We start from the raw sequence: 26,269 nt of genomic DNA on the forward strand, positions 1-26,269 counted from the left end.
TAGTACCACCCCCACAAAGTCGATTGAGAACTCTTCTTAATCTTTTAGCGAATGAAGAGTCTCACCAACTACTGAGACATTCCGTAATTCCAACTATTGTTATAGGATTGGAGATCGATTGCCCTATTTCCCCTATTTTTATTTTCCCTCACGCGCTTCGTTGAGGATTTTCTCAATCTTGGTTGTAATCAAATCAATCGCTACCGTGTTGGTAACTCCTTCAGGAATGATCACGTCCGCATAGCGCTTGGTTGGCTCAATGAACTGATGGTACATGGGTTTCACCACTCCAAGGTACTGCTCAATGACACTATCGAGACTCCGTCCACGCTCCTCCATATCGCGCTTGATCCGGCGAATGATCCGGACATCATCATCCGTATCCACAAAGATCTTGATATCCATCAAGTCTCGAAGGCGCTTGTCTTCAAGGACTAAGATCCCTTCCACAATAAAGACATCTTGAGGTTCCTGACGATAGGTCTTGCTACTGCGCGTATGCTCTGCATAGTCATAAGTTGGAATATCCACCGGACGACCTGCCAAGAGTTCATTGATCTGCGCAATCATCAAGTCCGTATCAAAGGCAAAAGGATGGTCATAGTTGGTCTTGATCCGCTCCTCAAAGGTTAAATGACTCTGGTCCTTGTAATAAGAATCATGCTCAATCATAGCAATCTTTTCATTCGGAAAATTAGCCAAAATGGCACGAGACACACTGGTCTTTCCACCACCAGAACCACCAGTAACACCAATAATAATAGGTCTATTTTGCATTTTCTACTCCATTACCTCTAATCGCTTGAAAAGGTCCTAACCTCTCCATTACATCTTATCCATTTTACCATATTTTTGTCTAGACTTGAATCATTTTTTCCGATGAAATTTAGAGTAGAAAAGGACCTTGCGGTCCTTTCATTATTTCACTTTTTCTAATTTTGCGGCAAATTCATTACCACCATGTAAGACGAGTATATTTTTTCCACCGTTGACAGGTACGAAACAATAATTTGAATTAGCTTGTATATAGACTTCCTTAGCGCTCTTCACTTGATAGCCTTGTGATTTCACCGCTTCTTGAATTACTTCAAATGTGTGTTCGATCTCTTCTTTAGAAGTCGTGTCTCCATCATACTTTTCTGAATCAGCTAGAGAATAGAATGCGTAAGCCTTGCTATCGTAATACTTATCACTAATAATTCCGTGATCTGAAATCTGAACAGTTGTATTATCTCCTTCTGTCACATTCTTCCATTTTCCAACCATGGCCTTTGGTGTTTCAACCTTGTGATAGACCAAATTATCTTCAAAGTTTCCTTGGTATGACTTATAAGTTTTCAAGTCGAATAAATCATTTCTTAAAATAATATTGCTTCCGTCTTTTTGGAGCAAGTTATAGCGTGTGTTCCCACCAGACTTAATAACAACTATTTCTGTCGTCTTCAGGTTAAATTTCTTATCGACATCCGCAAGTGAATGCAAGTCAGATGCATTCAACAAAGAAAGTGCTGTATTAAATTCTTTTTTCGCTTCATTGCCCTTGAGAACCTTTTTGATGGTCTCATCGCCATTGACTCTTTGTTTCTTTCCGCTTAGTTCATAAGTGACCGGACTTGAATCCGTATCTCGCAACCAAACGCCATCTACACTTGGTCCACCTGAAAAGAAAAAGAACCAAGCAAAAGCAATCACTGCGACAAGTCCTCCAACTGCGCCCCCAATCTGTGCTTGTTTATTGAATTTTTTCGGTCTTGGAACAGGTTGCAAGGTTTTCGCAGATGGTTGTGGTTGAACAAAAGCAGTCTGCTCTTGTGAAAGAGGTGCGCTAGGTGCAACAGGCGCTTCTTGAGCTGGAGCCTGCGCTTCAGTTGCTGGAGCTGGTGCCTCAGTTGCTGGAGTCGGCGCTTCTTTACGCTCTACGACAAACTCCCCTTTTTCACGCGCTTCTTGAAATTCTTGCATACTTGGCTTACGACCATTGATCGCTTCAAAGTATTCAACCCAATCTTTTTGATTCATCATATCCCCCTTATTGATTCATCATAAAAACTAATCATATTATACCACAAATCCATGGTATATTTTGTGATTTTCAGAAAATAAAAGAAAAAGTCCAAGCACTTTTCTACTTGGACTTTCTTCCTTATTTCAAAACTTTTTGTGTTTTCGCGTAGTTGGCTTCCACATCTTCTTTTTCAGCCTTCCACCAGTCTTGGTGGTCTGTATACCACTTGATAGTGTCTTCCAAACCTGCTTCGAAGTTTGTGAATTGTGGTTCCCAACCCAATTCTTCACGCAATTTTGTTGAATCGATGGCGTAACGCAAATCGTGACCAGCACGGTCTGTGACACGGTCGTAAGCATCTTTTGGTTGTCCCATTTTTTCAAGGATCAATTCAAGCACTTCCTTGTTGTTCTTTTCACCGTCAGCACCGATCAAGTAGGTTTCACCGATACGGCCCTTAGTAAGAATCGCCCAAACACCAGTTGAGTGGTCGTTAGTGTGGATCCAGTCACGGACGTTCTTCCCTTCACCATAAAGTTTTGGTTTGATCCCAGACAAGATATTGGTGATTTGACGTGGGATGAACTTCTCGATGTGTTGATATGGTCCATAGTTGTTTGAACAGTTTGAAATGGTTGCCTTAACACCAAATGAACGAACCCAAGCCTTCACGATTAAGTCTGAAGCAGCCTTAGTTGATGAGTACGGTGATGAAGGGTTGTATTTGGTTTCAGCAGTGAATTTTTCACCAGGACCTTCCCCATGTCCAGGAAGATCTTCGCGCAATGGAAGGTCTCCATACACTTCGTCTGTTGACACGTGGTGGAAACGAATATCGTACTTACGAGCCGCTTCCAAGAGTGTATAAGTTCCAACAAAGTTTGTGTAGATAAATGGAGATGGATCTTTGAGGGAGTTGTCATTGTGGCTTTCAGCCGCATAGTGAACAATCGCATCAGCCTTGGCAGCCAATTTGTCAACTAATTCAGCATCAGCGATGTCTCCCACCACCAACTCAACACGATCTCCAAGGATTTCTTCGATATTGGCACGGTTTCCAGCATAAGTAAGTTTATCAAGGACAGTCACATGTACGTCTGGATGGTTATTGTAGACATAGTGTACGAAGTTTGAACCGATGAAACCAGCGCCACCGGTTACGATGATATGTTTATATTCTGACATTTTTTCTCCAAATAGTTTTTAGTTTTGATTATTTCTTAAATCAATCTTTTTTTAGCTTTCCTTAGGTGAGTACGGAAGTTAGGTGAAATTATCCAGTGGATGATTTCAGCAATCCAGGAAGTTCCATGACTAAATTAAGATACAAAGGGCGTTTGCGAATAAAGTCAAAATAGGAAGTTTGACGCAGAATCTTTCGATTCTAGGAAAACTTATCTTTTTGACACAATCCGTAGCCCGTGTTCAATTAGTTTTGAGCCTAGTGTCTCAAAACTTCCGAGCACCTGAAACATTATGGTTCAGGTGCTTTTCTCACGGCGGAAAGCTAAGTACATAGCTCGCTTCGCTCGTTTATAGCAAAGCTAAAAACTATATAATGATGTACTTGATTGTTTTAAGAGCTTCATTTTTACAAATCTTCTGCTTTTAGGGGTTTAACATCTTTGAGCAATGGGTGATTCTTGTCAGCTTCTGAAACTTCTGCTTCTTCCAAGTTTTCCCATTGGATGTCTAGGCTTGGGTCTGCGTAATTAACAAATGCATATTTTGGCTTGAGCTCCAATGCCCAGTAATCATTGACTAAGTAAGTATAAGCCACCTTATCCGTCAAAACTTGGAATCCATTGGCAACGCCACGAGGGACAAAGATTCCTTTAGAAGCATCAATCACAGTTTGGTAGGTGTTCCCAAAGGTCTCACCTTCACGAAGGTCTACCCAAGTACCGAGAACCTTTCCTTCATCTGCTACAGAGATGTACTTGTCCCAAGGTTCTGCATGCAAGCCACGCAAGACATTCTTACGAGAGAATGAAATGTTATTTTGCAACTTGCCTTCCGCAAAGAAGCTTTCTGGAAAACCAAGAGGAAGCATCTTCTCTTTTTGGAAGTTTTCCTTGAACCAACCACGGTTGTCTCCACGAACTGGAATATCAAACTCCATCAAACCTGGGATCGCTTCAATCTTGCGGGCTGCTAATTCTTTCTCGAAAAATTGTTCTGTCATTAAGCTTCTCCAATCAAACGGAGCAAATATTGTCCGTATTCGTTTTTCTTCAGAGGTTGAGCCAATTCATAGACTTGCTCTTTAGTAATATAGCCCATACGATAGGCAATTTCCTCAAGGTTGGCTACTTGAACGTTTTGCAAGCGTTGAACCGTCTCGATATATTGAGAAGCCTGCAAGAGACTTTCATGAGTTCCTGTATCCAACCAAGCAAAGCCACGGCCCATGAGCTCAACAGAGAGATCTCCACGCTCCAAATAGGCCTTGTTGACATCGGTGATTTCAAGCTCTCCACGAGGACTTGGTTTGATGTTTTTGGCAATCTCTACTACATCATTGTCATAGAAGTAAAGACCAGTCACCGCAAAGTTTGATTTCGGATGTTCTGGTTTTTCTTCGATAGAGATAGCATTCATATCCGCGTCAAACTCTACCACACCAAAGCGTTCTGGATCTTTGACTTGGTAGCCAAAGACAGTTGCCCCTTTTTCTTTGGCTTCTGCCCGTTGCAACATCTTGGTTAAGCCATTTCCGTGGAAGATATTGTCCCCAAGGATGAGGGCAACATGATCGTCACCGATAAAATCTTCTCCGATGATGAAGGCTTGCGCCAAACCATCTGGACTTGGTTGCTCTGCATAAGAGAGAGAAATTCCTAGTTCAGAACCATCTCCAAGAAGCTCTTCAAAACGAGGAAGGTCTTGAGGAGTCGAGATGATCAGGATGTCTTTGATCCCAGCCAACATAAGGGTTGATAAAGGATAGTAGATCATCGGTTTGTCATAAATGGGCATCAACTGTTTGGAAGCGGCACGAGTCAAAGGATACAAACGAGTACCTGAGCCACCAGCTAAAATAATACCTTTCATAATGTTAGGCCTTTCTACGTAGTCATTACCCTTATTTTATCATGTTTATATAAAAAAGTCACCTTGCATTTGTGTTACAAGGTGATGACAGGAGATGAGCGTTGTAGAATTGTTAGCATTGGTCTTACTCATGATTCAAATCGATTACTGCTCCTTGACTGAGCCGTCTGAAAACCTTACCTTGTAGTAGAGCCCACTCAACCACTGCGTCTTGCTCGACAATCAAAAAACAATTAAGAGGCTAGGACTTTTGTCCCACTCTCTTCTTCACATATTGTTCAACTGGATAATCTGCTGGATCTAGGCGCACCTTTCCTCCTGCCACTAGTTGGGCCAGGTGCCACCCAATAAGGGGACCAGTTGTGAGGCCAGACGAACCTAGGCCACTGGCGACATAAATACCAGCTTGATCGGGAAGTGCTCCCCAAAAGGGCGAGAAGTCGCTGGTGTAGGCCCGGGTACCCACGCGCTCACCGACAACTGTCGCTTGAGCTAGTTTTGGATAGTAGGTCAAGGCTTCTTCTTCCATTTGATTCAGCAAAGCTTGATCCATCGACAGGTCAAAGCCCATCTCATTCTCATGAGTAGCTCCCATACTGATCTTGCCTTGCTGGAAGGGAATGATATCTAGCTCTCCTTCTGGCATAACCACAGGATAATTATCCGTATATAGGTCTAGCTGATAATCCCTCAACTGTCCTTTTTGCGGACGGACATCTACTTGGTAGCCGAGTGGCTCAAGGATTTGCCCCAACCAGGCTCCTGTCGCTAGGATGACTTGGTCATAGCTCTCTCCTGCTATCTGATAGCCATGATCCGTGACGGAGAGAGCAACCTCTTCCTTGATGACTCTTGCCCCACTTGCTTTAAGGAGAGTTTCCGTTAGAAGGGCTCCCTCTACATGGGCCCCACCCGAGGCATAAAGGAGCTGTTCAAAGCCTTGCAGACCTGGGAATTGTTGGGCCACTTCTTCTGTAGTAAAAATCGATAAGTCTCCGATTAAGGGAGATTCTTCCCGTCGACTCAACGCCAACTGATAGAGTTCTTCTAATTTCTCTTCCTTCTTCTTAAGGAGATAGACCCCTGTCTGCTGGTAAAAGTCTGTTTCGATTCCGTCCTTGGCCAGGTCCGCTACCAATTCTTGGTAGAAATCAGCTCCTAGCCGAGCCAGACGATACCAGGCCTTATTCCGCCGTTTGGAAAACCAAGGGCTAATAATGCCAGCCGCTGCCTTGGTTGCTTGGCCAACTCCGTGATCATAGACGGTGACATCTATCTGTGCTTCCTTGGATAAATAATAGGCTGCAGTGGATCCTACGATCCCTGCACCGATAATAGCAACTTTCATGATAACCCCTTAGATATGATAAAAAGGATTGGTGCTGGCTTGACTGCCAATCACTTCGATCTCCCACGCTTCTTCAGACTTCCACTGATTGAGCTTTTCGACTAGTTTTGACACAAAGAGAACTTCGATATGGTGACCTGGATCCAAGGCCAGGAGACCATCGCTCAGCATGTCCTGAGCCGTGTGGTAGTAGATATCTCCTGTGATATAGACCTCTGCTCCCTTGGCGAGAGCATCCTTGTAAAAGGACTGGCCACTTCCGCCACAGATGGCGACGCGCTCAATCACTCGTTCCAAATCCGCCTGGTCATAACCAACCAAGCGCAAAGCATCTAATCCAAAAGTTCCTTTTACCTTATGAGCCAACTGCCCAAAGGTTTGAGCTGGTATTTGACCGATACGGCCGATTCCGAGTCCTTCTCCTGTCATACTGAGGGGCTCTGTATTTTCAATTTCTAAGAGCTGGCAGAACCAATCGTTGAGCCCATCTGGGACGATATCAATATTGGTATGGCTGACATAGACCGCAATATCATGCTTGATCAAGTCAATGTAGATCTGATTCTGAGCCCGATCGGCTACCAAATCCTTAATAGGACGGAAAATGGGCGCATGCTTGACAATGATCAAGTCCACTCCATGGGCGATGGCTTCCGCCACCGTCTGCTCCCGGATATCCAAGGCTACCATGACCTTCTTGATGTCTTTTTGCAGGGTGCCGACCTGTAAGCCACAGACATCTCCCTCCATGGAAAGTTCTTGAGGACAGTAAGCTTCATAGCGTTTGATGACTTCACTTGCTAGCATTTAGGACCTCCTTGATTTGGGCGATACGCTCTTCTAACGATGCTCTGGCGGATTGATTCTCAACTGGGACCTGCTCCAAAGCAAAGGCTAATTTCTCCACTTCCTTGGACCACTTTTGGACAAAGGCTGGGGCCTGTTCCAGCATCAAATAGGGACCAAAACGCAGTTCCTTGGCTGTCAACTCTTGAGAACCGTGTTCCACCACGAGGATCTCATAGAACTTCTCATTTTCTTCCAAGATAGCTTCATCGACAATGCGAAAATCATGGTTTACCAACCAAGCCCGCAGTTCATCCTCTCGATTATTGGGTTGCAGGACCAAGCGAGAGACACCGGCTAATTTCTCAAGCCCTGCTGCTAGGATATCTGCAATCAAGCGTCCTCCCATGCCCGCAATAGTGATACAAGAAATGCCGTCTGTTGGTTCAAAGGCAGCCAAGCCATTGGCCAGACGGACCTCTATCTTATCTTCTAAACCATTATCGGCAACATTTTGGAGAGCAGACTGATAAGGTCCCTCAACCACTTCTCCTGCAATAGCAGCCTCAATCTTGCCTTCTTGTAATAGGGCGATTGGGAGATAAGCATGGTCACTTCCCACATCCAACAGACGCGCTCCAGCTGGGACGAAACTGGCCACCAAGTCCAATCGATTCGATAATTTTGTAAATTCCATGTGCTACTTTCTAAACTTTTATTCCATCCTTTAGTATACCATGTTTGCACCATTAAAAAAAGGCGCGACAGCGCCCTTTTCATTATGCATCAATTTCCTTATATTCTACTACTAAGCCACGTTTCACAGCTGGGCGATTGGCAATTTTCTCTGTCCAAGCCTGCAGATGCTTGTATTCCTTCACATCCAAGAAAATCCCTGCACGGTCCCAGACCTTGTCTTGGGCTAGACGGCCATACCAAGACCAGATGGCAATATCCGCTATGGTGTAGTCATCTCCTGCAATATAAGGTTTGGTCGCCAATTCCTTGTCCAGTAGGTCCAATTGGCGTTTGGCTTCCATGGCAAAGTGATTGATGGCATACTCGATTTTCTCAGGCGCATAATGGAAGAAGTGACCAAAGCCTCCCCCTAAAAATGGTGCAGCCCCTGTCTGCCAGAAGAGCCAGTTGAGCACTTCTGTCCGTTTAGCCAGATCTGTCGGAATCAATTGTCCAAATTTCTCTGCTAGATACAAGAGAATATTGGCTGATTCAAAGACCCGAATGGCTTGATCCCCTGATTGATCCAACATGGCTGGAATTTTCGAGTTTGGATTGATGGCCACAAAGTCACTGCCAAACTGATCTCCCTCACCAATCTTGATCCGATAAGCGTCATAGCCTGCATCCACTCCCAGCTCTTTGAGTTCTTCCAGCATAATGGTAGCCTTGATCCCATTGGGTGTTGGAAGGGTATAGAGTTGGAAAGGTTGATCCCCTTTTGGAAGGGTTTGTTCAAAGCGGGCACCTGCTGTGGGTTGGTTCAAACCTCCCCAGGCTCCTCCCATTTGACTCGGTGCTTCCCATACTTCTGGTAATTGATAGTCTGACATCTTTCTTCTCCTTTAATTCGCTACTCCTAGCATATCAAATATTGGGCTCCCTTTCAAAGATCTGCTACGCTAGCTTTACTTGACTTTTCTGGTCAAAATGATAGTATAGAAAAAATACAATTTTAAGGAGAAAACCATGTCCATGATCGATTTTCATAGTTTGGCAAAGACGGAACTTCACTGTCACTTAGACGGTTCCTTGTCTCTTCCGACTATTCGTCAATTGGCAGCCCTGGCCAATATTGACCTACCTGCTAGCGATGAAGAGCTCAAACACCATGTCACTGCCCCTGCCCACTGTGAGAATCTCTTGGATTATTTGGAGGCCTTTGATTACATTCGCCCTCTCCTTCAAACTAAAGAAGCCCTGATCCTTGCTGCTTACGATGTCGCTAAGCAAGCGGCTCTGGAGAATGTCCTCTACATCGAGGTTCGTTTTGCCCCAGAATTATCCATGGACCAAGGGCTCACCGTCCCAGAAACCATCGATGCTGTCTGCGATGGTCTGCGCCAAGCCCAAGATGAATTTGGCATTACAGCCAAAGCCCTTGTTTGTGGCATGCGCCAGTCGGATCCAAAACTCACCTCTCGCATTCTTGCAGAAGCCAACCAAGTTAGCGATCAAGATTTTGTTGGTTTTGACTTTGCCGGGGATGAGCACAACTACTCTCCAGAAGATATTCGACCTCTAATTGAGCAAGTCAAGAGTTACCATCGTCCTATGACACTTCACGCAGGTGAGTGTCATTGCCCACACTTTGTAGCCCAATCGATTGCATTTGGCATCAAACGCAATGGCCACGTGACAGCTCTATCTCATGAACCAGCCTTACTCCAATCCTTTATTGACAATGGGGTCACGGGTGAACTCTGCTTGACCAGCAACTTACAGACAAAAGCAGCACCGACTATAGAGGATTTCCCTTATCTGAAGATGAAGGCAGCCGGAGCTCGGATCAGTATCAATACTGATAACCGGACTGTATCTGATACGGATTTAACCAAGGAATATGCCCTCTACCATCAGCATTTCCAAACCAAGGAAGCTGACTTTTACCAGCACAATGTCGATGCCATCCAGGCTTCATTTGCTAGCGACGAGGAAAAACAAGAACTCCTCACCAAACTAGAAGAAGCCTACGCAGACTATTTATAAAGATATTAGCTTGTATTTGGTTAAGCAATGGCTTAAGATTGAAGACAGAAACTTATTAGAAACTTTCCTTAGGTGAGTACGGACGTCAGCAAACTTCTTCGAAGTTCCATGACTTAGTTTTGAACCTAAGGTTTCAAAACTCCCGGGTACTTGAAACAATAGTGTTTCAAGTACCTTTCTCACAGCGGAAAGTTCCAATATTCGCTTGTCTGATGCTAAAATCACCCATATATTTTTTTGTCAATTAATTCAAAAGAAGTTTATCCACATTTAAAAACTAGCACTTTTATAAAGTGCTAGTCTTTTTCTATTTAGAAACTGATTCATACAAAGCCACGTCTCTAGGAGTCAACAATCCAGTATAAAATCCGTCAACATTTACATTCGCATACTTAGTTAAATCATCATACGTATGGATGGTATGAATGTAAATGCGTTTTCCAAGTCGGTGAATTGCATTAATAAAGTCTGGATTGAAGCGAGAATCAGCAAATGAAATCGTGACTGCCTCAATTTCCTTGTGTTTCGAGATAAAATCTAAAGCCTCTTCTGCACTATCTGGTGAAGCATACAAGGTATAGATAACATGCTTGAAAGGATAAATAGATTCAATTTCTCCGAACATCTCTTGATTATAGATTTGTGGAATCACACGATCTAATAGTTCCTTGTCTCGTTTTTTAGCTTCTGAAACAATGTCTTGAAATTGAGTGATCATATCTTCTTTGGGAATTTACATAGATTTAGTATCTGTGATCAAAACCATATCTTTATTGATCACCATTTGATCCAAGACATCTCCTATCAACATCGTCGTGAAACGACTTGGTGTTTCTGGAGAACCATAAGCCTTAAATTTTTTCCATTCATCAGAAGAAAGAGCAACATCATCTTTGTTTCCAAACTGATGCCAATCATGAACAGCAGCCAACTTTTTATCACTTGTCAGATAAAAATCCATTTCGAACAAGCGATGACCTAGACTATAATTCTGTTGCAAAGCTTCCAAGGAATTAGTATAAAAGGTGTTGTATTCTTTTTCTCGAATCGCTCCTCCAGCATGGGCTACTAATCTAGGAGAATCCTTTAGCCAATCCTTCTTTTTAGCTTTTGTGTAATGAACAAAGCCAAATTGATTCGATAATTGACCATTTATTAGTGTTTCAAGAGATTCCTTATCAACAAAATCTTTCGATAAGAAAGTCGTCTCTTTGTCTACTTTAAAACGATAGTGATTCTTATCAAATTCTCTTGTCTTCTTATTCCACTTGATTAGAGTCGTCAGATCAGATTCCTTTTTGGTATATCCATCTTTCGTTTTTGTATACCCCGCCTGTACTAAACTATCTTCAACTGGATACAGACCTGACGACAATAAATTCGAACGCGTAACGTAAAAACTGACTAAACTAAACAATAAAGCTATTCCAAGCACTAGCATGGTTGGATACAGCCATCTAAATCTTTTTCTTTTTTTGTCTCCCCGTTTCATCCTTTAAATCTTTTCCCCTTAATCCTTCCACAAATCCATGGCCTGTAAGAAATCGTCTGAAACCGTCACATTGCGTGGGTTGGCTTGCTCGCGTTCTTGTAGTTTCGCCTCTACTTGGACCAGGCTATTGATACCTTCACTGCGCCAGTTTCGCAAAATGGCTTGGATATATTTCCAGTGAGGCTTGCCGTTAAAGACGGCTTCTCGTAGCGCTGCCTTGATCACATCTGGATCTGTCTGATCCTCGCGCACGGTCTTGGTCAGGTCTTCAATCTCAAAAGGTGTCAAGAGTCGTCCCAGTTCTTGTTGGAAGGTTTCCACCAAGTCCTTGATGACATTTCCCTTGGCAGGAGCACTCTGGGCCTTCCCTTGTGTCTGAGCATCTAAAATTTCATCCAAGCGATCCAGGGCAATGGTCGCATCAAAGATGGCTTCAATCTCGCCATTGAGCTCAATGGTCCGATATTGAAGAAGTCCCTTGGTGGTCAAATTGGACATAATCCGATTGACCTCTGTCACCGTTTTTCCCAGATGACTAGCAATCTGATTAGGAGTCAAGGTCTCTTGACCGGTCGTATTTTGAAGGAAGAAAAACTGCCAAACCAAGTAGTCATCTGCTTGGTCAAACAATTCATGATAATGAAAAAGCAAGGCACTTGGAAGAACCAAGTTGCCATACTTAAATGCTTGTGAATATGTCATAATTCCCCTTTATAGGTAACCATAAAATGAAATATCTTTTTCCAATTCTTCCAAGCGGTAAGGTGTTTCTTGATAAACCGCATAGTTGATCCAATTACTAAAGAAGGTTGTCGCAGCTAGATTCCAGCGAATGCGAGGCTCTGTACTAGCATCATCCCCATCAAAATAATTCTTAGGAACATCCGGATCCAAGCCTGCCTTGACATCTCGGTTGTATTCCTTAGCCAGCGTATCGCGATCATACTCCAGATGGCCAAAGCTATAGACCTCACGCATGTCTGGACTGGCAATGATGGAAAGGCCAACTTCATTTCCTTGCGCGATCACCTGAAGATTGCTCTTTTCAAGGACTTCCTTCAAAGGAACATCCGTATAGCGAGAATGAGGGGCAAGGAAGCGATCGTCAAAGCCTCTCATGAGAAGACTTTCCGGACGCACCACTGTTTGGTCATAGATACCGGATAACTTGTCACAGAGCTCTACTTTTTGAATCCCGTAACGGTGGTAGAGACCAGCCTGAGCTCCCCAACAGAGGTGCAAGGTGGAAAAAACATGACGCTTGGCCCATTCAAAGACCTGGGTCAACTCATCCCAGTAGTCCACTTCTTCAAAGTCCATCTTTTCGACAGGCGCTCCTGTCACAATCAAGCCGTCATAGTAATTATCCTTGATATCCTCAAAGGTCTTGTAGAAGCTCTCCAAATGTTCTGCCGCTGTATTCTTGGACTCATGGCTCGCCATATAGAGGAACTCCACATTGATCTGCAAGGGTGTGTTGGCCAAGAGGCGTAAGAGCTGGGTTTCTGTCGCAACCTTGGTCGGCATCAGATTAAGAATGAGAACATTCATGGGCCGAATATCCTGGTGAGTCGCCCGAACATCATCCATGACAAAAATATTTTCTGAACGAAGGATATCAACTGCTGGTAATTTTTTATCTAGAGTAATTGGCATAAAAAGCTCCCATCTTACAAGTTCTTAACTAACATTATATGATAGGAGCTTATAGTTTTCAATTATGGTTTTTCTGTAGCCAGTTATAGCATTAGACTATATTAGTAATGCATCAAAACTTTGTAGTCGTAATCGCCGATCGCTTCGCGACCTTTCAAGTCGTCCAACTCGATCAAGAAGGCACACCCTGCAACGACCCCACCGAGTTTTTCGATCATTTCGATGGTTGCTTTCACCGTACCACCAGTCGCCAAAAGGTCATCAACGATGAGAACACGTTGACCTGGTTTGATAGCATCTGCGTGCATGCAGAGGGTATCGACACCGTATTCTTTTTCGTAGTCAGCAGAGATGACTTCACGTGGCAACTTACCAGGCTTCCGAACAGGCGCAAATCCAATTCCCAACTCAAAAGCGACCGGACATCCAACGATGAACCCACGTGCTTCAGGACCGACGATCATGTCGATTTTCTTATCGGTCGCGTATTGAACGATTTCACGAACCGCATAACTATAAGCATTGCCATCTGCCATTAAAGGGCTGATATCACGGAAGGTAATACCTTCTTGTGGATAATTTTCAATGCTTGCAATGTAATCTTTTAAATTCATGGTTAACTTTCTTTCATAAAAAATTTCTACATTCCATTATACCATGAATTCTACTAACTTGCATCATTTTATACCAAATCATTTTCCCAAGCTCCCCGCGTCAAAAGCAAAAATCCCACATCCGAAAAATGATGTGGGATTGGATTCCAAAAAAACTTACTACTCTTCTATCAATTTGTTGTATTCAATTTTCATATCCCCCAAGTTTTTCAAGGAATAACGGGAGCTTCCATTCTTGAACCAGGTACCAAGGATATACTGTTCAACAACTTTCTTACTTTGCTTCTTCAACCAAGTGCGGTCTTTACCGTAGGTGGCAAGTTGATCAAGAAGTTGCTGGCCCTCGTAGGTAGTATCTTCTTTAGAAAGGTAGACCTCCTTCTGAAAAAACAGCTTTTTTGACGAGTCGTATTTAAATATAAATCCGAGTGTCACACCTTTTTCCAATTTAAAATCATACATATAGGTCCAGTTGGGAGTTCCTCTAAACATCATCACGGACAAGTCTTCGTTTCCATCAACAATTCCTTTTGAATAATGGTAGGTTTGAAATCCCTCATCTTCTTTCCAGATACCATCATTTCCTATCGTTTCTGTAAAGGGCTTAAACATCACATAGCGCATCATCCCACCATTTTCGGAGTAGTTAATTTCTTCCATGGGGTTCTTGAGACTCAGGTAGATTCCCAACCAATAAAGGCAAAAAAGTAGGATAGGAGTGAGCCAGAGGAATTTTTTTAGGTATCTTTTCATGAGGCCTGACCTGTCAGGTAGTCGTAGATTTCACGAACTGTTCCAAGGGCCATCAACTCCTGCTCTTTCACCGTTTGTCTGAGGTTTTGGTAGATGCTACTTTCTGCGATTTCGCGTTCTTCTGCTTCTTTATTGACCTTCATGATGCCATTTTCAATGGTCACAAAGCCCAGCTCTTGGAAGATCTGAATCATTTTGACCAGGAGGATCTGCTGGATCTTGAGATAGGCTGCTAGGTCTTTGAGTTTATAGCGGACATCAAACTCTGGATACTGGTAGATGGTTTTATAGAGTTTGGCATACTGGTCCCTGCTACCGTATCCTGTCAGATAGTAGGCTTTGGCGATCTCATTTTTGAAATAGACAGCCTGGAAATCATGCTCTTGGAAAATTTTCCGTAATTCCTCTAAATTCTCAGGGATATTTCCAACCACTACAGCAGATGCCCCAGATAGATCTGGCAATTCTTTAGTAAAATCCAGAACGGGAACACCTGCGGGGAGGCTGACATTTTTAGAGCGGATATTAAAGAGCTGCACGCCGTCCACACGCGCATCAACCAACATGAGCTGAAGGGTTGTTTGGCCATTCCATTGGTTGACCGACAACTGCACGGCTAGCTCTAGGTCTTGCGCTTGCGCAAACTCTGCCTCTAAACTTCCCAAGCCAAAGGCAACCACCTCAAAGGTCGCATCTTCTTGAGAGATCTTGAGTTTCAAGTGGGTATTGCCAGCTCCCATCGAGCGTGCCCCTTCTACCTTGAAATTACGGACCAGAAAGACTGGTTTTTTATTGTCCATGCCAAAAGGACTCAAGCGATCAAAGCTTTTCAAGGTTTCAAGCGTTAGCTCTGTTAGATGCAGTTCCTCGTCGATGGCTAAGCTAGACTTGCTGCTGAGATCAATCTCTTGTTCTGCAATGTAATCCGTAAGGGCCTGAGACAAGGCAGGGAGTTGGTCCACATCTAAGGTCATCCCTGCTGCACCGGCATGCCCGCCAAAGGCGACAAAGAGCGACCGGTGGGGATCGAGGGCCTCAAAGATATTGACCGACTCAGGACTCCGAGCGCTTCCTTTAGCACGCCCATCTTCGATGCTTAAAACAACTACTGGCTGATGAAGCTCTTCTAATAGACGGCCAGCTACAATACCAAGGACCCCTGGATTCCAGCCTTCCTTGGCCAAGACTTGGGCGGACAAGCTCGGATCGACCATAGTTTTAGCTTCGTCATAGATGCTTTGGACAATTTCTTTACGTTCTTCATTCTTTTGATGAATCATGAGGGCAATCTCGTGCGCCTCTTCATCGTCAAAGCCAGTCAGTAGTTCAATGGCCGGATTGGGATCATCGAGGCGGCCAAGGGCATTGAGACGAGGAGCAATCTGAAAACCAACCGTTTCTTCATTGACATCCTCCGGACGAATCCCTGCGATCTCCAAGAGCTCCTGCAAGCCCATGCGCTGGGTATGTTGGAGAACACCCAGACCGTATTTGACCAGGATCCGATTCTCATCTGTCAGGCTGACCATGTCAGCAATGGTCCCAATTGCTACCAAGTCTAAGAGATCGACTGGTACTTCCTCTAAGAGGGCACAGGCCAACTTAAAGGCCACACCACATCCTGCTAGATAATGGAAGGGATAATCCGCATCTGGATGATCCGGATGAATGATCGCATAAGCATCGGGTAAAACCTCTGGCATGGAGTGGTGGTCGGTCACGATAACATCAACCCCCATCGCTTGAGCCATGGCAATGGCTTGATTGCCCGCAACCCCATTGTCCACCGTGACAATCAGGGAAATGCCTTGCTGCTCGATAAAGTATTTGTAGACACTCTCATTGGGACCATAGCCGTCTGTGAAGCGGTTGGGTAGGTAGACTTGCACCTCTGCACCCATCTGCTCCAAGGTTTCCTTCATAATGGAGGCTGAGGTCATCCCGTCCGCATCATAGTCTCCGTAGATGAGGATCTGCTCATAATCTTCGATGGCCCGTCGGATGCGCTCCACTGCCTTGTCCATATCATGGAGTAAATAAGGGTCGTGTAGCTTCTCCAGCTTGGGTTCTAAAAAGTCTTCTAAATCCTCTTTGGTCTGAATGCCACGCTCATACAGCAAGGTTGCTACGGATGCTTCCAGGCCTGCTTTTTTGGCAAGGGCTAAAAAGGCCTCATCTGCACTTGGCGAAGCTAACTGCCAATCGTATTTTGAAGTGATCATCTAGCTTTTGGTCTCCTCTTTTTCTTATCTGAATATTATAACATGAAAGGCTAAAATGGCGGGAAATAAAAGGTCGACTTATACAAAAACCAAAATCAACATTTTGCCTTATTTTTGTTGCATTTAACTTGACTTATCACACTAAAAGAATATAATAATGTTGATAATAATCTTTTAAATATGCAATGGGATGATTATTCTGTTAAAATTTGCAACGTTTATTATCACTTTAACATTATGACGCTTGTCATTTCCCTTGTTTTTCTATCTAAACAAACGTAGTTAGAGGGTTTGAGCTGATTTTGTCGGTGGGTTTGTTTTCTTTTAATGCATAAAGAGGAGCATATAATTCATCGATCTATCCTAAACTGAGGCAGCTGGTTTCATGGAATAGAAATTAGAAGCCTTTCTATTTTGGGATATATCACTATATAGAAAAGCCTCGGAAAGGGCAGGCAGAAGAAAGGAAATGAGGCCAATTGAAATCTCTTTATAAAAAGATAGTTGCATTTGTAGCTATCATCGGCGTGGTAGCCTTGGGCTTGTCTGTGATCAAACCCGTAAGTGCAGCCACTGTTTCACCAACCGTCACCAACTTAAAGGCCCAAGCAAGTGGACAAAAAGTTATCTTTTCATTTGACTGGGATTTAACTGGTAAATCAGTTAAAGACGGTGATACGTTTACTATTGATGCTCCAGAAGGTGTCAATATCACTGAAGTTGCAACTCAATCACTCCAAGCAAATGGAGCTGAAGTCGCAACCATTTCGATGACAAACAAAAAGATTACTTTTACCTTTAAAAAAGCAATCGAATCCATGAACCAAAATGTGAAGGGTGGTTTCTCATACAAAGCAGAATGGGATAGCACTCCAGGAAATCCTGGAAACAAGACTGCCACTTCTAAAGTAGGTTCAGAATCAGTTGTCATCACTCGTCCTGATGGACCTGGCGTATTTGAATCTGTTTTGAACAAGTACAACCTTACTGGTGACTATGTAGCTAAGCAATTCAAACTAGACGCTTCTGAAAACTATGCATGGTTGAATGTTGGAGATGACTACTATCTGACAAAATGGTTCATCCGTATCAACGGGGATGGTAAGAAACAAGCCATCACAAACCCTGTTGTATCAGATAAAATCCAAGCTCCAGCAGTCGATTACTCAAAAATCACTTTTGCTCCTGCCGCAAACCACGCTGCAAATGAATTCTTTGTGGGAACTTACTTGAAACCATCCTTCACTTTAAGAAAAGGTGGACAAGTGGTGGCTTCTGGTTGGGACTTCTGGAAACATGTTAAATTCGATGCGGACGGCAATGGATTTACCGTGAATTTATCAGATGTCAGTGATGTCTTTAAAACAGCATCTAGCGATGAATTGATCGTTGAATACCAAACATTAATTCCTAAGACAACCATTCGCGTTGACAACAATGCTACATTGACAGCTGATGAAATCACAACACCTCAAACTGACCCAGCCTTCTGGAACAACACTGAATTGAACTTCTGGGTGAGCGGTGATAAAACTGTCACTGTTCAAAAAGAATGGGTTGGTGATGAGGAAGCTGACCGTAAAGATATCACGGTTCAATTGTATGCGGACGGGAAAGCCTTGGATGGGTTAACACAAACCCTTACAAAAGCTTCTGGCTGGAAAGCAGAATTTACGAAATTGCCAGGTATCAAAGACGGTAAGAAGATTGAGTACTCAGTAGTGGAAACTAACACTCCAGAAGGTTACACTTCTAAAGTTGAGAAAATTGATGATGACAACGTGATTAAAGTGGTCAACACATCAAATAAACCAACTACAACTACGACAACAACTACGACTACTACAACCACAACTACTACGACTCAAGAGCCTACAACCACAACTACTACGACTCAAGAGCCTACAACTACAACTACTACGACTCAAGAGCCTACAACCACAACTACTACGACTCAAGAGCCTACAACTACAACTACTACGACTCAAGAGCCTACAACTACAACCACTACGACCCAAGAGTCTACAACCACAACCACTACGACCCAAGAGTCTACAACCACAACCACTACGACTCAAGAGCCTACAACTACAACTACTACGACTCAAGAGCCTACAACTACGGTAACAACTACTGATGAGCCTAAGACTACTTCAACTACTTCTGAAGAGCCTAAGACTACAGTAACGACTACCGATGAACCTACGACTACTTCAACTACGACTACAACACCAGAAGAGCCAGAAAACCACAATAGTAGTGAGGAAGAAACAACAACTACGACTACAACTGTAGAACCTAAGACTTCTTCAACTACAACAGAAAATCCAAATAAACCTAGTCATTCTGGTACCACAACGACACCAAATGCGCCAGGTTCAAATGGTGGAAACAATGGTGGACGTCGCAAACCGCTTCTTCCAAATACAGGTGAAGTTGTTGCATCTGGACTTGTCTTCTCAGGAATTCTTGTCTTAGCAGGTGCTGTTGGAATCAAACGGAAATTGACTGATAACTAATCGTATCATTAGGAACAGTCCTTACTTCTATCAACCCCCTAACGAAGAAACTTCTACTCTCATTCATAGAAGTTGAAACAAATAGAGAGAACCGAAAGGTTCTCTTTTTTATCCTATTTTTCTTTAATAGATAACAAAAACAGCTCAGGGACCTTCATCCTGAGCTGTCGTTTTTCCTGTTTTACCATTTTTACTGATCCAATTTCACAACCTGTCCATCTTTGACTTTGAAATGATAGGAAATGGATTCATGATCTTTATTCTTGAAATCCAGATAATAGAAATCATAGTCACCATCTGGAAGAACACTAGCATCCAACTTTTTAGCGGCAGCTTTTAAATCCTTTTCTTGGATGGCTTGATCGTCTTCTACTGAGATCATCATACGAACCATCCCCTTTTGAATAAGGGTGGCGTACGGAATCTGGTAATAACCCGCAAAATCGTTCTTTCCTTCTTGCCTATTTTGAGCCGCCAGTTCTTCCAATTCTTCTGCAGCCTCCTTTTGATAAGAAGAATCAACATTGGAAAGAAAATGAAAATAAGAGAGCGTCAGGCCTAGATCCTGCTTTTTAAGCTTATCCAGTAGTTGGGCCTCTTTTTTCTGTACTGCCTTCTGCTCTGTAAAAACTTCTTTATAACTTGGAGTGGTTTGTCCATAGGGATCAGACCAGTCATTTTGTAAGAAAGCATGCACCTCAAGAGGTACGGTTTGACCGTCATAGGTTTTCTCCGAATAAGTAAAATCGACATTATAACCTGGAATTTCTAAAGCTTGCCAGGAAAGACGATTAATTTTGACATTCCCATGCAGACCAACCTTAGCAAGCTCACTGCTGACAACTTCCTTCGCTTTTTTATAATCACTCGGTTTCATGATCTTACAACTGGAAAGAAGGAGGCAACAAAGAATAAGTGGAATTCCTGCGAATAGTTTGAAATAGTTGGGCTTCATAGCCTGACCTCCTTGCTAAATTCGACCTAATCGATTAATTTTTTACAGCATATGAGAACATTTTTTTAATATCTTCTTTCATCTTTTTATTAGGAATTTTCTCTAAATCCATATATTTGAAGAATTCTTTATCATTTTGAACGACATGAACCTTCCCATCTTTAGTATACTCAGCTGGTATGGTAAGGTTACCGAAGGACTGGCCAAAATCTCTAGAGACCACGTAGTTCTGTACTTCATACAAGCGTCGCAATAATGAGAACTCTGTAGTATCCTTACTTTGATTTAATTCCTTTTTAAAATATTGGAAAAACTCCTTTTTATTATTCGCGAGATGTTCTTGGCCATCTTTTGAAAATTCTGCTGGTATCTTATGATACTGTAGGACATCGTACCATCCACCTGAACGCTGCTCTGGAACTTTATAAAGCAGTTCCAAAAATGAAATATCAAAGTTGAGATCTTCTGGTCCGAGAAAGTATAGGTAGGCATTCTCCCCTTTTGTATATTCTTCACCCCATTTTACAGTAGTTGGATTATTCCCTTTGCTTAAAATCGAATATACTTTCGGATAGAGTGTTTTCAATGGGATGTCCTTAGTCTCATCACTACGATCTGTAAATAACAAACGTGAATGTTGGAGCTGCAATTGTCCTCTTTCAAAATTGTATTCAAATGGATGCAAGTCTTTGTCGCTTTCTCGATTTTCTTTTTGAACTTGTTCATAACCTTTGCCTGATGAGGTTTTCCAAGCGAACTTTCCATCCTTAACATTCATTAACCCTATACGAGATTGATACTCTGTTTGTACATAGATATTTCCAGGTTCTACAATATATTTGTCTTTCTTATCGACAAGAATATCAATCGGAATGTATGTTTCTCCATCATCTGTATCCAACAACATAGAAGAAACTTTAACAGATAAGGGGATATAATTCTTATTCATATCTCGTACTATCTTAAAAACATCATATGTTTTCTTCACTAAGCGCTTGTCCTTGGTATCATAGACATCAATGAGCCAGTACTCTCCCTTTTGTGCTTTATTTGTAGTTAGGTAAGGAACTTGATTACCACGAATATAATATTGAAAATAGAGACGTGGGTCAGATTTTAATTTGTAACTTTCTTGTGCAATGTACCGTTCACTATTTCCACCATTTATAAACCATTCTACTTTAACTTTTGAATTATACGAATATGCTTCTAGCGCCTCATCCACTTCCTCTTTATTATCCCATTGAATGGCTACTGCTTTCCCACCTGCAATAAATTGGGAGTCAACTATGTTTGGACGAGGTTTCCAAGTTACAAATTGTGAGATTTCACGCTTATGAATTTCATATTGGATAAACCATCCACCTGCTAAAGTAACAAGTAATACAAATATCCAAAACTTGATTGATTTAAAAATCTTCTTCATTCTCTCTTTTCTACTTCCTGTCCGCATTTTTTCCCTTATTTGTTCGTCAGTTTTTTTTAAAAGTTTTCCGATTTTTCCAACCACATATGAATAAATTTCTTTAATAATATATTGACAACTGAAGCTTCTTATAATTTCTTAAACTAACTAACTTTTACAATAAGCTGACTAAAGATTAGGATTTTTCTCTATTTTTGAATGACCCATTTGGCGTCACCATAAACGATCGTAAACGGCCCATCCCCATCTGTTAAATAATTAATTTTATATTTACCCGACTCTCCTGCCTCAAGGACTGTTGGCTGTTTGTAATTTAAAGTATTATTCAACATATAAGCAGATTTGCCATGGCCATCATAGAGATCTACATTTGTATAATCTGGAGTATTTTCAATACTGAGAGGTGTTGTATTCGATAGGGTGAATTCGACGATCAATCGATGTTGTTTTTTCCTTGTATCGATACGGTCTTGATCATCCTGAACATCCAAATTTGGATCGTCTGTTACACTATTCAGTGTAACTTCTAAGCCATTTGCAAATACAACTGGCTCTCCAATTGCATATTTTTTGACCGGATTTTGTGGATTAAAATCTTTTAGCTTTTCACTTCCCTTTCCTTCATCAGTAACATTATCAGTATTGATGGACCAGAAGATACTATCATCATTTCCACCACCAGATTGATTAGCTTTCTGCATTTGTTGAGGAATTTGTAACAAGAGTGCCAAATTTTTAGTATCAATTTGGACTTGACCTTGGTTAGTCACCTCCATTTCGATCGTTATTTCCGTACTACCAATCATATTACCGGTTGAAAAACTCGCATTAAAATTTTCCTTTACTAAATGTTGTAAGATGGTAGAAAGCATTATATAAGAAAGATGGTCTCCTCTGTTGTCTTTTTCAGCATAGTTTTCGTGTAGTTCATCTAACCAAGCATACATGGTCTCATTTGGATTCTTGGGATCAGCACTCAATCTGTACCCTTTTCCTCTTGGTAATTGCCTTGGGCTATAGGCTGGTGTTTGAATTTTAAGGATTACCTTATTCCCCTTAACTGCATATCCCTTTAATTCGTAACTCTTTTCAGTAGGGAGAGCATTGGTCATTAATTTTAAATACATGGGACCATAGATTTTGAGGGGATATTTTTCTCCTAGGTACTCAAAATAAGTATTTGAATCAAAAGTACTATTACTTTTTTCTATTTTAGGAATAATATAGTCATTCCAGATCCTGTTATACATTTCTTCCTGACTCATTACTCCACTAGCCTTGACAACAGTGTCCATTTCATCTTGGTCAATATAAATCGCTTCAACTACTTGCAAAGCCTTTTGGACTTTTCCCTCTTCATCGAGAGGAGTTTCATTCTGTTGCAGACTATATATTGAAATACCATCGCTATCATCTGACCTCATATATTGTGGAAGTTTTTCAAACGTTATGTATCTGATACTGTTCTTTGCATCCCAATCAAATGATGCAGCTGGTCCTGTCTTGTCAAAATGAATGTTTTTTCGATCGATTTTCTTCTGTACTTCTTTATTCGAAGAACCTTGTTTTTCTACAGTTCCTTGTTTGCAGGCACTCAAACATACTGGTATAAGTACCGAACATAAGACAAGGCCCCATTTTATTTTCTTCTTCATTCCATCTCCTCCTAATCTCATCCTCATTTTACCATCAATCCCCCCTTTTGTCAGTCAAATAGATAAGAGGCTGGGACAAAAGTCCTAGCCTCTCAATTATTTTTGGATTGTCGAGCAAGACGCAGTGGTTGAGTGGGCTCTACTACGCTGATTTCATCAGATTTTACAGCCCTACTCAACTGTGCGGAGGTGGGACGACGAAATCGAATTCTAACGAATTACCAATTTCTGTCCCACTCTCTTTATTTCATATAAATCATCCCTGTACAGGCTTGCTCGGAAAGTTCGACAAAGCCGAGAGACTGGTAAAAGGCTAGATTTTCCTCGCTACGTTCAGTGGCAAGAAGCCGTTGGTAGACATTTGGGAAAGTCGCTAAAGCCTCTGTTAAGAGTTTCTTTCCAATGCCTTGACGCTGGTGATCTGGTCGTACCAAAAGGTCCTGTACAAAAATGACAGAGTGGCCATCACCTACCAAGCGAATGTAGGCGACGAGCTCTTTCTCATCATAGACTGCTAACTGCCAGAGACTAGCTTTGACAGCTTCTTCTAACATAGCTGGGTTGTTGGTATAATTGGTCCAACCGACCGAACTGTAAAGTGCGAGTAGGTCTACCATGGCTGGAATTTCTTGTTTGTAATGTAACATCTTAACTCCTTTTTAACCGATAGTGCTGGAAGAAGGCGATATCCCGATAAGGGGACTCTCGGCAAACAGCTAGCTCCATCTTGAGCATAGACTTTCGCCATCCTTCTTGGCTCTTGAAGCGATTGTCCTGTAAGGCGTAAAAGACTCGAATTCCTTGGTAGTCCTGAACTTCGAGGGCTAGATCTTCTACTGCTCTATCTAGATCATAGGCCTGTGCCAAACCCATGGAGTGAGTTTCCAAGTCCTGACCTGCTAAGAGATCAAGCGCCTTCTGAGGATCATTTTCAAAGACGACGGTCTGCAGGACGCGGCCAACCTCATTGTGCTTGACGATAGAGAGCAGGCCACCTGGTTTCAAGAGATGGGTGAATGCCTTGAGAATCACCTTGCGATCCTCCACATACTCCAAGACATTGTGGCAAAGGATGACATCAAAACTGGCATCTTCAAAGCTCTCTATCTGGTCCAGACTCCCGACGAATTGCTGATAGGGATGGTCCTGGGCCCGCAAGGCCACCATTTCCTCGTTTGGTTCCACAGCAAGGACTTGATTTTCTTTCGCTAAGTGATTGGCTACAAGGCCAAAACCACTCCCGAAATCAAGCACCCGTTTTCCCTTGATGTCCTTCAATTGTTCAAAAAGGATATCATAATAGATCTGTCCCCAGGGTTGCCGGAGGTTTTCTAAATAAGCTTGAATATTTGCGGCCATCTGGTTCCTCCTATTTGAAATTGAACATCTTGCTGGCTAGCTTGTCCGAGATGCGAGGGAAAAGGGTATAGAGCTTGTGGGTCAGGTTCAAGAGCCAAGGAAGATTGAGCTCGCGTTTTGCTTTTCCAAAGTTCTTCACGATCTTCTTGGCTACAAAGTCGGGTTCCAAAATGTAGCGGTCCACAGCTTTGACATAGCTTCCATCGGGGTCTGCCTGATCAAAGAAAGTGGTCCGAATAGGGCCTGGATTGACCGTCGTCACATGGACACCAAAGGGAATGAGTTCCAAACGCAGAGCATTGGAGAAGCCAATGGCCGCAAACTTGGTCGCCGAATAAAGGCTGGATTTGGCTGTTGCGACGAGACCCGCCATGCTGACGATATTGACAATGTGCCCCTTGCCTGCTTCCTTCATGTGCGCACCCATCAAGCGTGAAAACTGCATGAGGGCAAAGGTATTGACCTCAAACATCTCCTGCACCTGCTGGTCAGAAATGCGATCAAAGGCCTCAAAAATCCCATAGCCTGCATTGTTGACCAAGATATCGATCTGCCCATAGCGCTGATAGAGCTCTTCTACCAAATCTTGGACGGCTGAGGAATCAGTGATATCGATCCCAATGCATTCAGCTTGAGGATGACTGGCATAGAGTTGTTCCAGTTTTTCTTGATTTCTGCCTAGGAGAATCAGCCGATCTTCAGGGAGGAGCTTGACCATTTCTTGGGCCAAGCCTCCACTTGCTCCTGTTATGAGAATGGTTCGCATCTTAGATCTCCACTTCTTCCAAATCTTTGACGACATAGACATTTTCAAAAATGCTGGATGCATCCTTGCGCAATTGGCTGATGTCTTTTGATAAGAAGCGAGCACTGATGTGGTTGAGAAGAAGGCGCTTCGCTCCAGCTTCACGCGCTACTTCTGCTGCCTGCATATTGGTCGAGTGACCGTGTTTCTTAGCAATCTTCTCATCGCCCTTACCATAGGTGGACTCATGGACGAGGACATCTGCATTGACTCCAAGGCGGACACTGGCATCCGTCTTTCTGGTATCTCCAAGGATCGTGATAATCTTACCAGGTCGAGGAGCTGAAATATAATCAGCAGCAATGATCTTGGTGCCATCTTCCAGGGTGACATCTTGTCCATTTTTAACCTGACCAAAGAGCGGTCCAAATGGAACGCCCGCTGCCTTGAGCTTATCTGCGTCGAGTGTTCCTTCGAGGTCCTTCTGCATGATCCGATAACCGACACAGAAAATGGTGTGGTCCAAAGCTTCCGCGTAAACCGTGAATTTATCAGTTTCTAAAATCTTACCCAGAGAATGTTCATCGAATTCATGAAAATGGATGCGGTAAGGCAGACGAGAGCCTGATACGCGAAGACTAGTCATCACAAAGGATTTGATCCCTACTGGTCCATAGATATCCAGATCCGTCTGCTCTTCATTGGCCTGAAAGGCCCGACTAGAGAGGAAACCTGGCAAACCAAAAATATGATCTCCGTGTAGGTGAGTAATAAAGATCTTGCTAACCTTTCGCGGACGAATGGTCGTTTCTAAAATTTGATTCTGTGTCGCTTCGCCACAATCAAAGAGCCAGACTTCATTGATCTCGTCCAGCAATTTGAGCGCTAGGCTCGATACATTACGGGCTTTTGAGGGTTGCCCAGCTCCCGTTCCTAAAAATTGAATGTCCATT

At 42.8% G+C, this 26,269-nt stretch carries 25 protein-coding genes; 2 read left to right on the top strand and 23 right to left on the bottom strand.

From position 1 onward, the window contains the following. Positions 1–138: 138 nt before the first annotated feature. The 9 genes from udk to yghU form a co-directional block, all read right to left on the bottom strand. Positions 139–777 (bottom strand): uridine kinase, encoded by a 639-nt coding sequence (gene udk / locus NMM13_RS00770; protein WP_003007856.1) that lies wholly within the window; start codon positions 775–777, stop codon positions 139–141. Positions 778–918: 141 nt separating this feature from the next. Further along, the gene (locus tag NMM13_RS00775; protein WP_254726898.1) at positions 919–2,019 is read right to left on the bottom strand and encodes a hypothetical protein; all 1,101 of its coding nucleotides are present in this window, start codon (positions 2,017–2,019) and stop codon (positions 919–921) included. 124 nt (positions 2,020–2,143) lie between these two features. Further along, positions 2,144–3,190, bottom strand: a complete 1,047-nt coding sequence (gene rfbB, locus NMM13_RS00780) for a dTDP-glucose 4,6-dehydratase (RefSeq protein WP_254726901.1) — start codon at positions 3,188–3,190, stop codon at positions 2,144–2,146. 406 nt (positions 3,191–3,596) lie between these two features. Then, positions 3,597–4,190 (bottom strand): dTDP-4-dehydrorhamnose 3,5-epimerase family protein, encoded by a 594-nt coding sequence (locus tag NMM13_RS00785; protein WP_003007862.1) that lies wholly within the window; start codon positions 4,188–4,190, stop codon positions 3,597–3,599. Further along, positions 4,190–5,059, bottom strand: a complete 870-nt coding sequence (gene rfbA, locus NMM13_RS00790) for a glucose-1-phosphate thymidylyltransferase RfbA (RefSeq protein WP_003011246.1) — start codon at positions 5,057–5,059, stop codon at positions 4,190–4,192. The genes NMM13_RS00785 and rfbA overlap by 1 nt, the downstream gene beginning before the upstream one ends. A 241-nt stretch (positions 5,060–5,300) precedes the next feature. Then, positions 5,301–6,407 (bottom strand): FAD-binding oxidoreductase, encoded by a 1,107-nt coding sequence (locus NMM13_RS00795; RefSeq protein ID WP_254726903.1) that lies wholly within the window; start codon positions 6,405–6,407, stop codon positions 5,301–5,303. A 9-nt stretch (positions 6,408–6,416) separates the two neighbouring features. Beyond that, positions 6,417–7,214 carry a Nif3-like dinuclear metal center hexameric protein gene (locus NMM13_RS00800; RefSeq protein WP_254726905.1) on the bottom strand — a complete coding sequence of 266 codons (798 nt, stop codon included), beginning with the start codon at positions 7,212–7,214 and terminating at the stop codon, positions 6,417–6,419. Next, positions 7,201–7,890 carry a tRNA (adenine(22)-N(1))-methyltransferase TrmK gene (locus tag NMM13_RS00805; protein ID WP_070449148.1) on the bottom strand — a complete coding sequence of 230 codons (690 nt, stop codon included), beginning with the start codon at positions 7,888–7,890 and terminating at the stop codon, positions 7,201–7,203. The genes NMM13_RS00800 and NMM13_RS00805 overlap by 14 nt, the downstream gene beginning before the upstream one ends. An 82-nt stretch (positions 7,891–7,972) precedes the next feature. Further along, the gene (gene yghU, locus NMM13_RS00810; RefSeq protein ID WP_254726907.1) at positions 7,973–8,764 is read right to left on the bottom strand and encodes a glutathione-dependent disulfide-bond oxidoreductase; all 792 of its coding nucleotides are present in this window, start codon (positions 8,762–8,764) and stop codon (positions 7,973–7,975) included. A gap of 136 nt (positions 8,765–8,900) precedes the next feature. Here yghU and add point away from each other — a divergent pair, with 136 nt between their 5' ends. Then, positions 8,901–9,920 carry an adenosine deaminase gene (add, locus tag NMM13_RS00815; protein ID WP_254726910.1) on the top strand — a complete coding sequence of 340 codons (1,020 nt, stop codon included), beginning with the start codon at positions 8,901–8,903 and terminating at the stop codon, positions 9,918–9,920. Between the two features lie 307 nt (positions 9,921–10,227). Here the strand turns inward: add and NMM13_RS00820 are convergent, their stop codons facing one another. From NMM13_RS00820 to recJ, 7 genes are all read right to left on the bottom strand, one after another. Further along, positions 10,228–10,638, bottom strand: a complete 411-nt coding sequence (locus NMM13_RS00820; protein ID WP_254726911.1) for a hypothetical protein — start codon at positions 10,636–10,638, stop codon at positions 10,228–10,230. 15 nt (positions 10,639–10,653) lie between these two features. Next, positions 10,654–11,412, bottom strand: coding sequence for a hypothetical protein (locus tag NMM13_RS00825; RefSeq protein WP_254726912.1), 759 nt, complete (start codon positions 11,410–11,412; stop codon positions 10,654–10,656). An 18-nt stretch (positions 11,413–11,430) separates the two neighbouring features. Continuing rightward, positions 11,431–12,114, bottom strand: a complete 684-nt coding sequence (locus NMM13_RS00830; protein WP_254726914.1) for a DnaD domain-containing protein — start codon at positions 12,112–12,114, stop codon at positions 11,431–11,433. Positions 12,115–12,123: 9 nt separating this feature from the next. Then, positions 12,124–13,068: a homoserine O-succinyltransferase gene (gene metA, locus NMM13_RS00835; RefSeq protein ID WP_254726916.1), complete on the bottom strand. Its 945-nt coding sequence runs from the start codon at positions 13,066–13,068 to the stop codon at positions 12,124–12,126. Positions 13,069–13,169: 101 nt separating this feature from the next. Beyond that, the gene (locus NMM13_RS00840; RefSeq protein WP_254726918.1) at positions 13,170–13,682 is read right to left on the bottom strand and encodes an adenine phosphoribosyltransferase; all 513 of its coding nucleotides are present in this window, start codon (positions 13,680–13,682) and stop codon (positions 13,170–13,172) included. 159 nt (positions 13,683–13,841) lie between these two features. After that, entirely contained in the window at positions 13,842–14,435 is a 594-nt protein-coding gene (locus tag NMM13_RS00845) for a TipC family immunity protein (protein ID WP_254726920.1), read from the bottom strand. Then, complete coding sequence (recJ, locus tag NMM13_RS00850; protein ID WP_254726924.1) at positions 14,432–16,657, bottom strand: single-stranded-DNA-specific exonuclease RecJ; 2,226 nt, start codon at positions 16,655–16,657, stop codon at positions 14,432–14,434. Before recJ ends, NMM13_RS00845 begins: the two co-directional genes overlap by 4 nt. A gap of 479 nt (positions 16,658–17,136) precedes the next feature. On the opposite strand from recJ, the gene NMM13_RS00855 reads away from it, so the two are divergent. Then, complete coding sequence (locus NMM13_RS00855) at positions 17,137–19,176, top strand: Cna B-type domain-containing protein (protein ID WP_254726928.1); 2,040 nt, start codon at positions 17,137–17,139, stop codon at positions 19,174–19,176. 190 nt (positions 19,177–19,366) lie between these two features. Here NMM13_RS00855 and NMM13_RS00860 read toward each other — a convergent pair whose 3' ends face one another. From NMM13_RS00860 to rnz, 7 genes are all read right to left on the bottom strand, one after another. Continuing rightward, positions 19,367–20,131 (bottom strand): hypothetical protein, encoded by a 765-nt coding sequence (locus NMM13_RS00860; protein WP_254726931.1) that lies wholly within the window; start codon positions 20,129–20,131, stop codon positions 19,367–19,369. A gap of 34 nt (positions 20,132–20,165) precedes the next feature. Continuing rightward, on the bottom strand, positions 20,166–21,641 hold the full coding sequence (locus NMM13_RS00865) for a hypothetical protein (protein ID WP_254726934.1): 1,476 nt from the start codon (positions 21,639–21,641) through the stop codon (positions 20,166–20,168). 104 nt (positions 21,642–21,745) lie between these two features. Further along, positions 21,746–23,212, bottom strand: a complete 1,467-nt coding sequence (locus NMM13_RS00870) for a hypothetical protein (protein WP_254726937.1) — start codon at positions 23,210–23,212, stop codon at positions 21,746–21,748. A gap of 242 nt (positions 23,213–23,454) precedes the next feature. Beyond that, a complete protein-coding gene (locus NMM13_RS00880) occupies positions 23,455–23,859 on the bottom strand; it encodes a GNAT family N-acetyltransferase (RefSeq protein ID WP_254726939.1) in 405 nt (134 codons plus the stop codon). Position 23,860: 1 nt separating this feature from the next. Then, positions 23,861–24,571, bottom strand: a complete 711-nt coding sequence (locus tag NMM13_RS00885) for a bifunctional 2-polyprenyl-6-hydroxyphenol methylase/3-demethylubiquinol 3-O-methyltransferase UbiG (RefSeq protein WP_254726941.1) — start codon at positions 24,569–24,571, stop codon at positions 23,861–23,863. A gap of 10 nt (positions 24,572–24,581) precedes the next feature. Further along, complete coding sequence (locus tag NMM13_RS00890; protein ID WP_254726944.1) at positions 24,582–25,337, bottom strand: SDR family oxidoreductase; 756 nt, start codon at positions 25,335–25,337, stop codon at positions 24,582–24,584. Position 25,338: 1 nt separating this feature from the next. Further along, positions 25,339–26,268 (bottom strand): ribonuclease Z, encoded by a 930-nt coding sequence (gene rnz / locus NMM13_RS00895; protein WP_003011107.1) that lies wholly within the window; start codon positions 26,266–26,268, stop codon positions 25,339–25,341. Position 26,269 lies beyond the last annotated feature (1 nt).

The organism is Streptococcus sp. CF8_St5-11 (assembly GCF_024295625.1).
GTDB lineage: Bacteria > Bacillota > Bacilli > Lactobacillales > Streptococcaceae > Streptococcus.

What these genes read in the sequence shown, in the direction of transcription:
- udk (WP_003007856.1), bottom strand. Translation starts at nt 777, where the DNA reads ATGCAAAATAGACCTATTATTATTGGTGTTACTGGTGGTTCTGGTGGT.
- NMM13_RS00775 (WP_254726898.1), bottom strand. Translation starts at nt 2,019, where the DNA reads ATGAATCAAAAAGATTGGGTTGAATACTTTGAAGCGATCAATGGTCGT.
- rfbB (WP_254726901.1), bottom strand. Translation starts at nt 3,190, where the DNA reads ATGTCAGAATATAAACATATCATCGTAACCGGTGGCGCTGGTTTCATC.
- NMM13_RS00785 (WP_003007862.1), bottom strand. Translation starts at nt 4,190, where the DNA reads ATGACAGAACAATTTTTCGAGAAAGAATTAGCAGCCCGCAAGATTGAA.
- rfbA (WP_003011246.1), bottom strand. Translation starts at nt 5,059, where the DNA reads ATGAAAGGTATTATTTTAGCTGGTGGCTCAGGTACTCGTTTGTATCCT.
- NMM13_RS00795 (WP_254726903.1), bottom strand. Translation starts at nt 6,407, where the DNA reads ATGAAAGTTGCTATTATCGGTGCAGGGATCGTAGGATCCACTGCAGCC.
- NMM13_RS00800 (WP_254726905.1), bottom strand. Translation starts at nt 7,214, where the DNA reads ATGCTAGCAAGTGAAGTCATCAAACGCTATGAAGCTTACTGTCCTCAA.
- NMM13_RS00805 (WP_070449148.1), bottom strand. Translation starts at nt 7,890, where the DNA reads ATGGAATTTACAAAATTATCGAATCGATTGGACTTGGTGGCCAGTTTC.
- yghU (WP_254726907.1), bottom strand. Translation starts at nt 8,764, where the DNA reads ATGTCAGACTATCAATTACCAGAAGTATGGGAAGCACCGAGTCAAATG.
- add (WP_254726910.1), top strand. Translation starts at nt 8,901, where the DNA reads ATGTCCATGATCGATTTTCATAGTTTGGCAAAGACGGAACTTCACTGT.
- NMM13_RS00820 (WP_254726911.1), bottom strand. Translation starts at nt 10,638, where the DNA reads ATGATCACTCAATTTCAAGACATTGTTTCAGAAGCTAAAAAACGAGAC.
- NMM13_RS00825 (WP_254726912.1), bottom strand. Translation starts at nt 11,412, where the DNA reads ATGAAACGGGGAGACAAAAAAAGAAAAAGATTTAGATGGCTGTATCCA.
- NMM13_RS00830 (WP_254726914.1), bottom strand. Translation starts at nt 12,114, where the DNA reads ATGACATATTCACAAGCATTTAAGTATGGCAACTTGGTTCTTCCAAGT.
- metA (WP_254726916.1), bottom strand. Translation starts at nt 13,068, where the DNA reads ATGCCAATTACTCTAGATAAAAAATTACCAGCAGTTGATATCCTTCGT.
- NMM13_RS00840 (WP_254726918.1), bottom strand. Translation starts at nt 13,682, where the DNA reads ATGAATTTAAAAGATTACATTGCAAGCATTGAAAATTATCCACAAGAA.
- NMM13_RS00845 (WP_254726920.1), bottom strand. Translation starts at nt 14,435, where the DNA reads ATGAAAAGATACCTAAAAAAATTCCTCTGGCTCACTCCTATCCTACTT.
- recJ (WP_254726924.1), bottom strand. Translation starts at nt 16,657, where the DNA reads ATGATCACTTCAAAATACGATTGGCAGTTAGCTTCGCCAAGTGCAGAT.
- NMM13_RS00860 (WP_254726931.1), bottom strand. Translation starts at nt 20,131, where the DNA reads ATGAAGCCCAACTATTTCAAACTATTCGCAGGAATTCCACTTATTCTT.
- NMM13_RS00870 (WP_254726937.1), bottom strand. Translation starts at nt 23,212, where the DNA reads ATGAAGAAGAAAATAAAATGGGGCCTTGTCTTATGTTCGGTACTTATA.
- NMM13_RS00880 (WP_254726939.1), bottom strand. Translation starts at nt 23,859, where the DNA reads ATGTTACATTACAAACAAGAAATTCCAGCCATGGTAGACCTACTCGCA.
- NMM13_RS00885 (WP_254726941.1), bottom strand. Translation starts at nt 24,571, where the DNA reads ATGGCCGCAAATATTCAAGCTTATTTAGAAAACCTCCGGCAACCCTGG.
- NMM13_RS00890 (WP_254726944.1), bottom strand. Translation starts at nt 25,337, where the DNA reads ATGCGAACCATTCTCATAACAGGAGCAAGTGGAGGCTTGGCCCAAGAA.
- rnz (WP_003011107.1), bottom strand. Translation starts at nt 26,268, where the DNA reads ATGGACATTCAATTTTTAGGAACGGGAGCTGGGCAACCCTCAAAAGCC.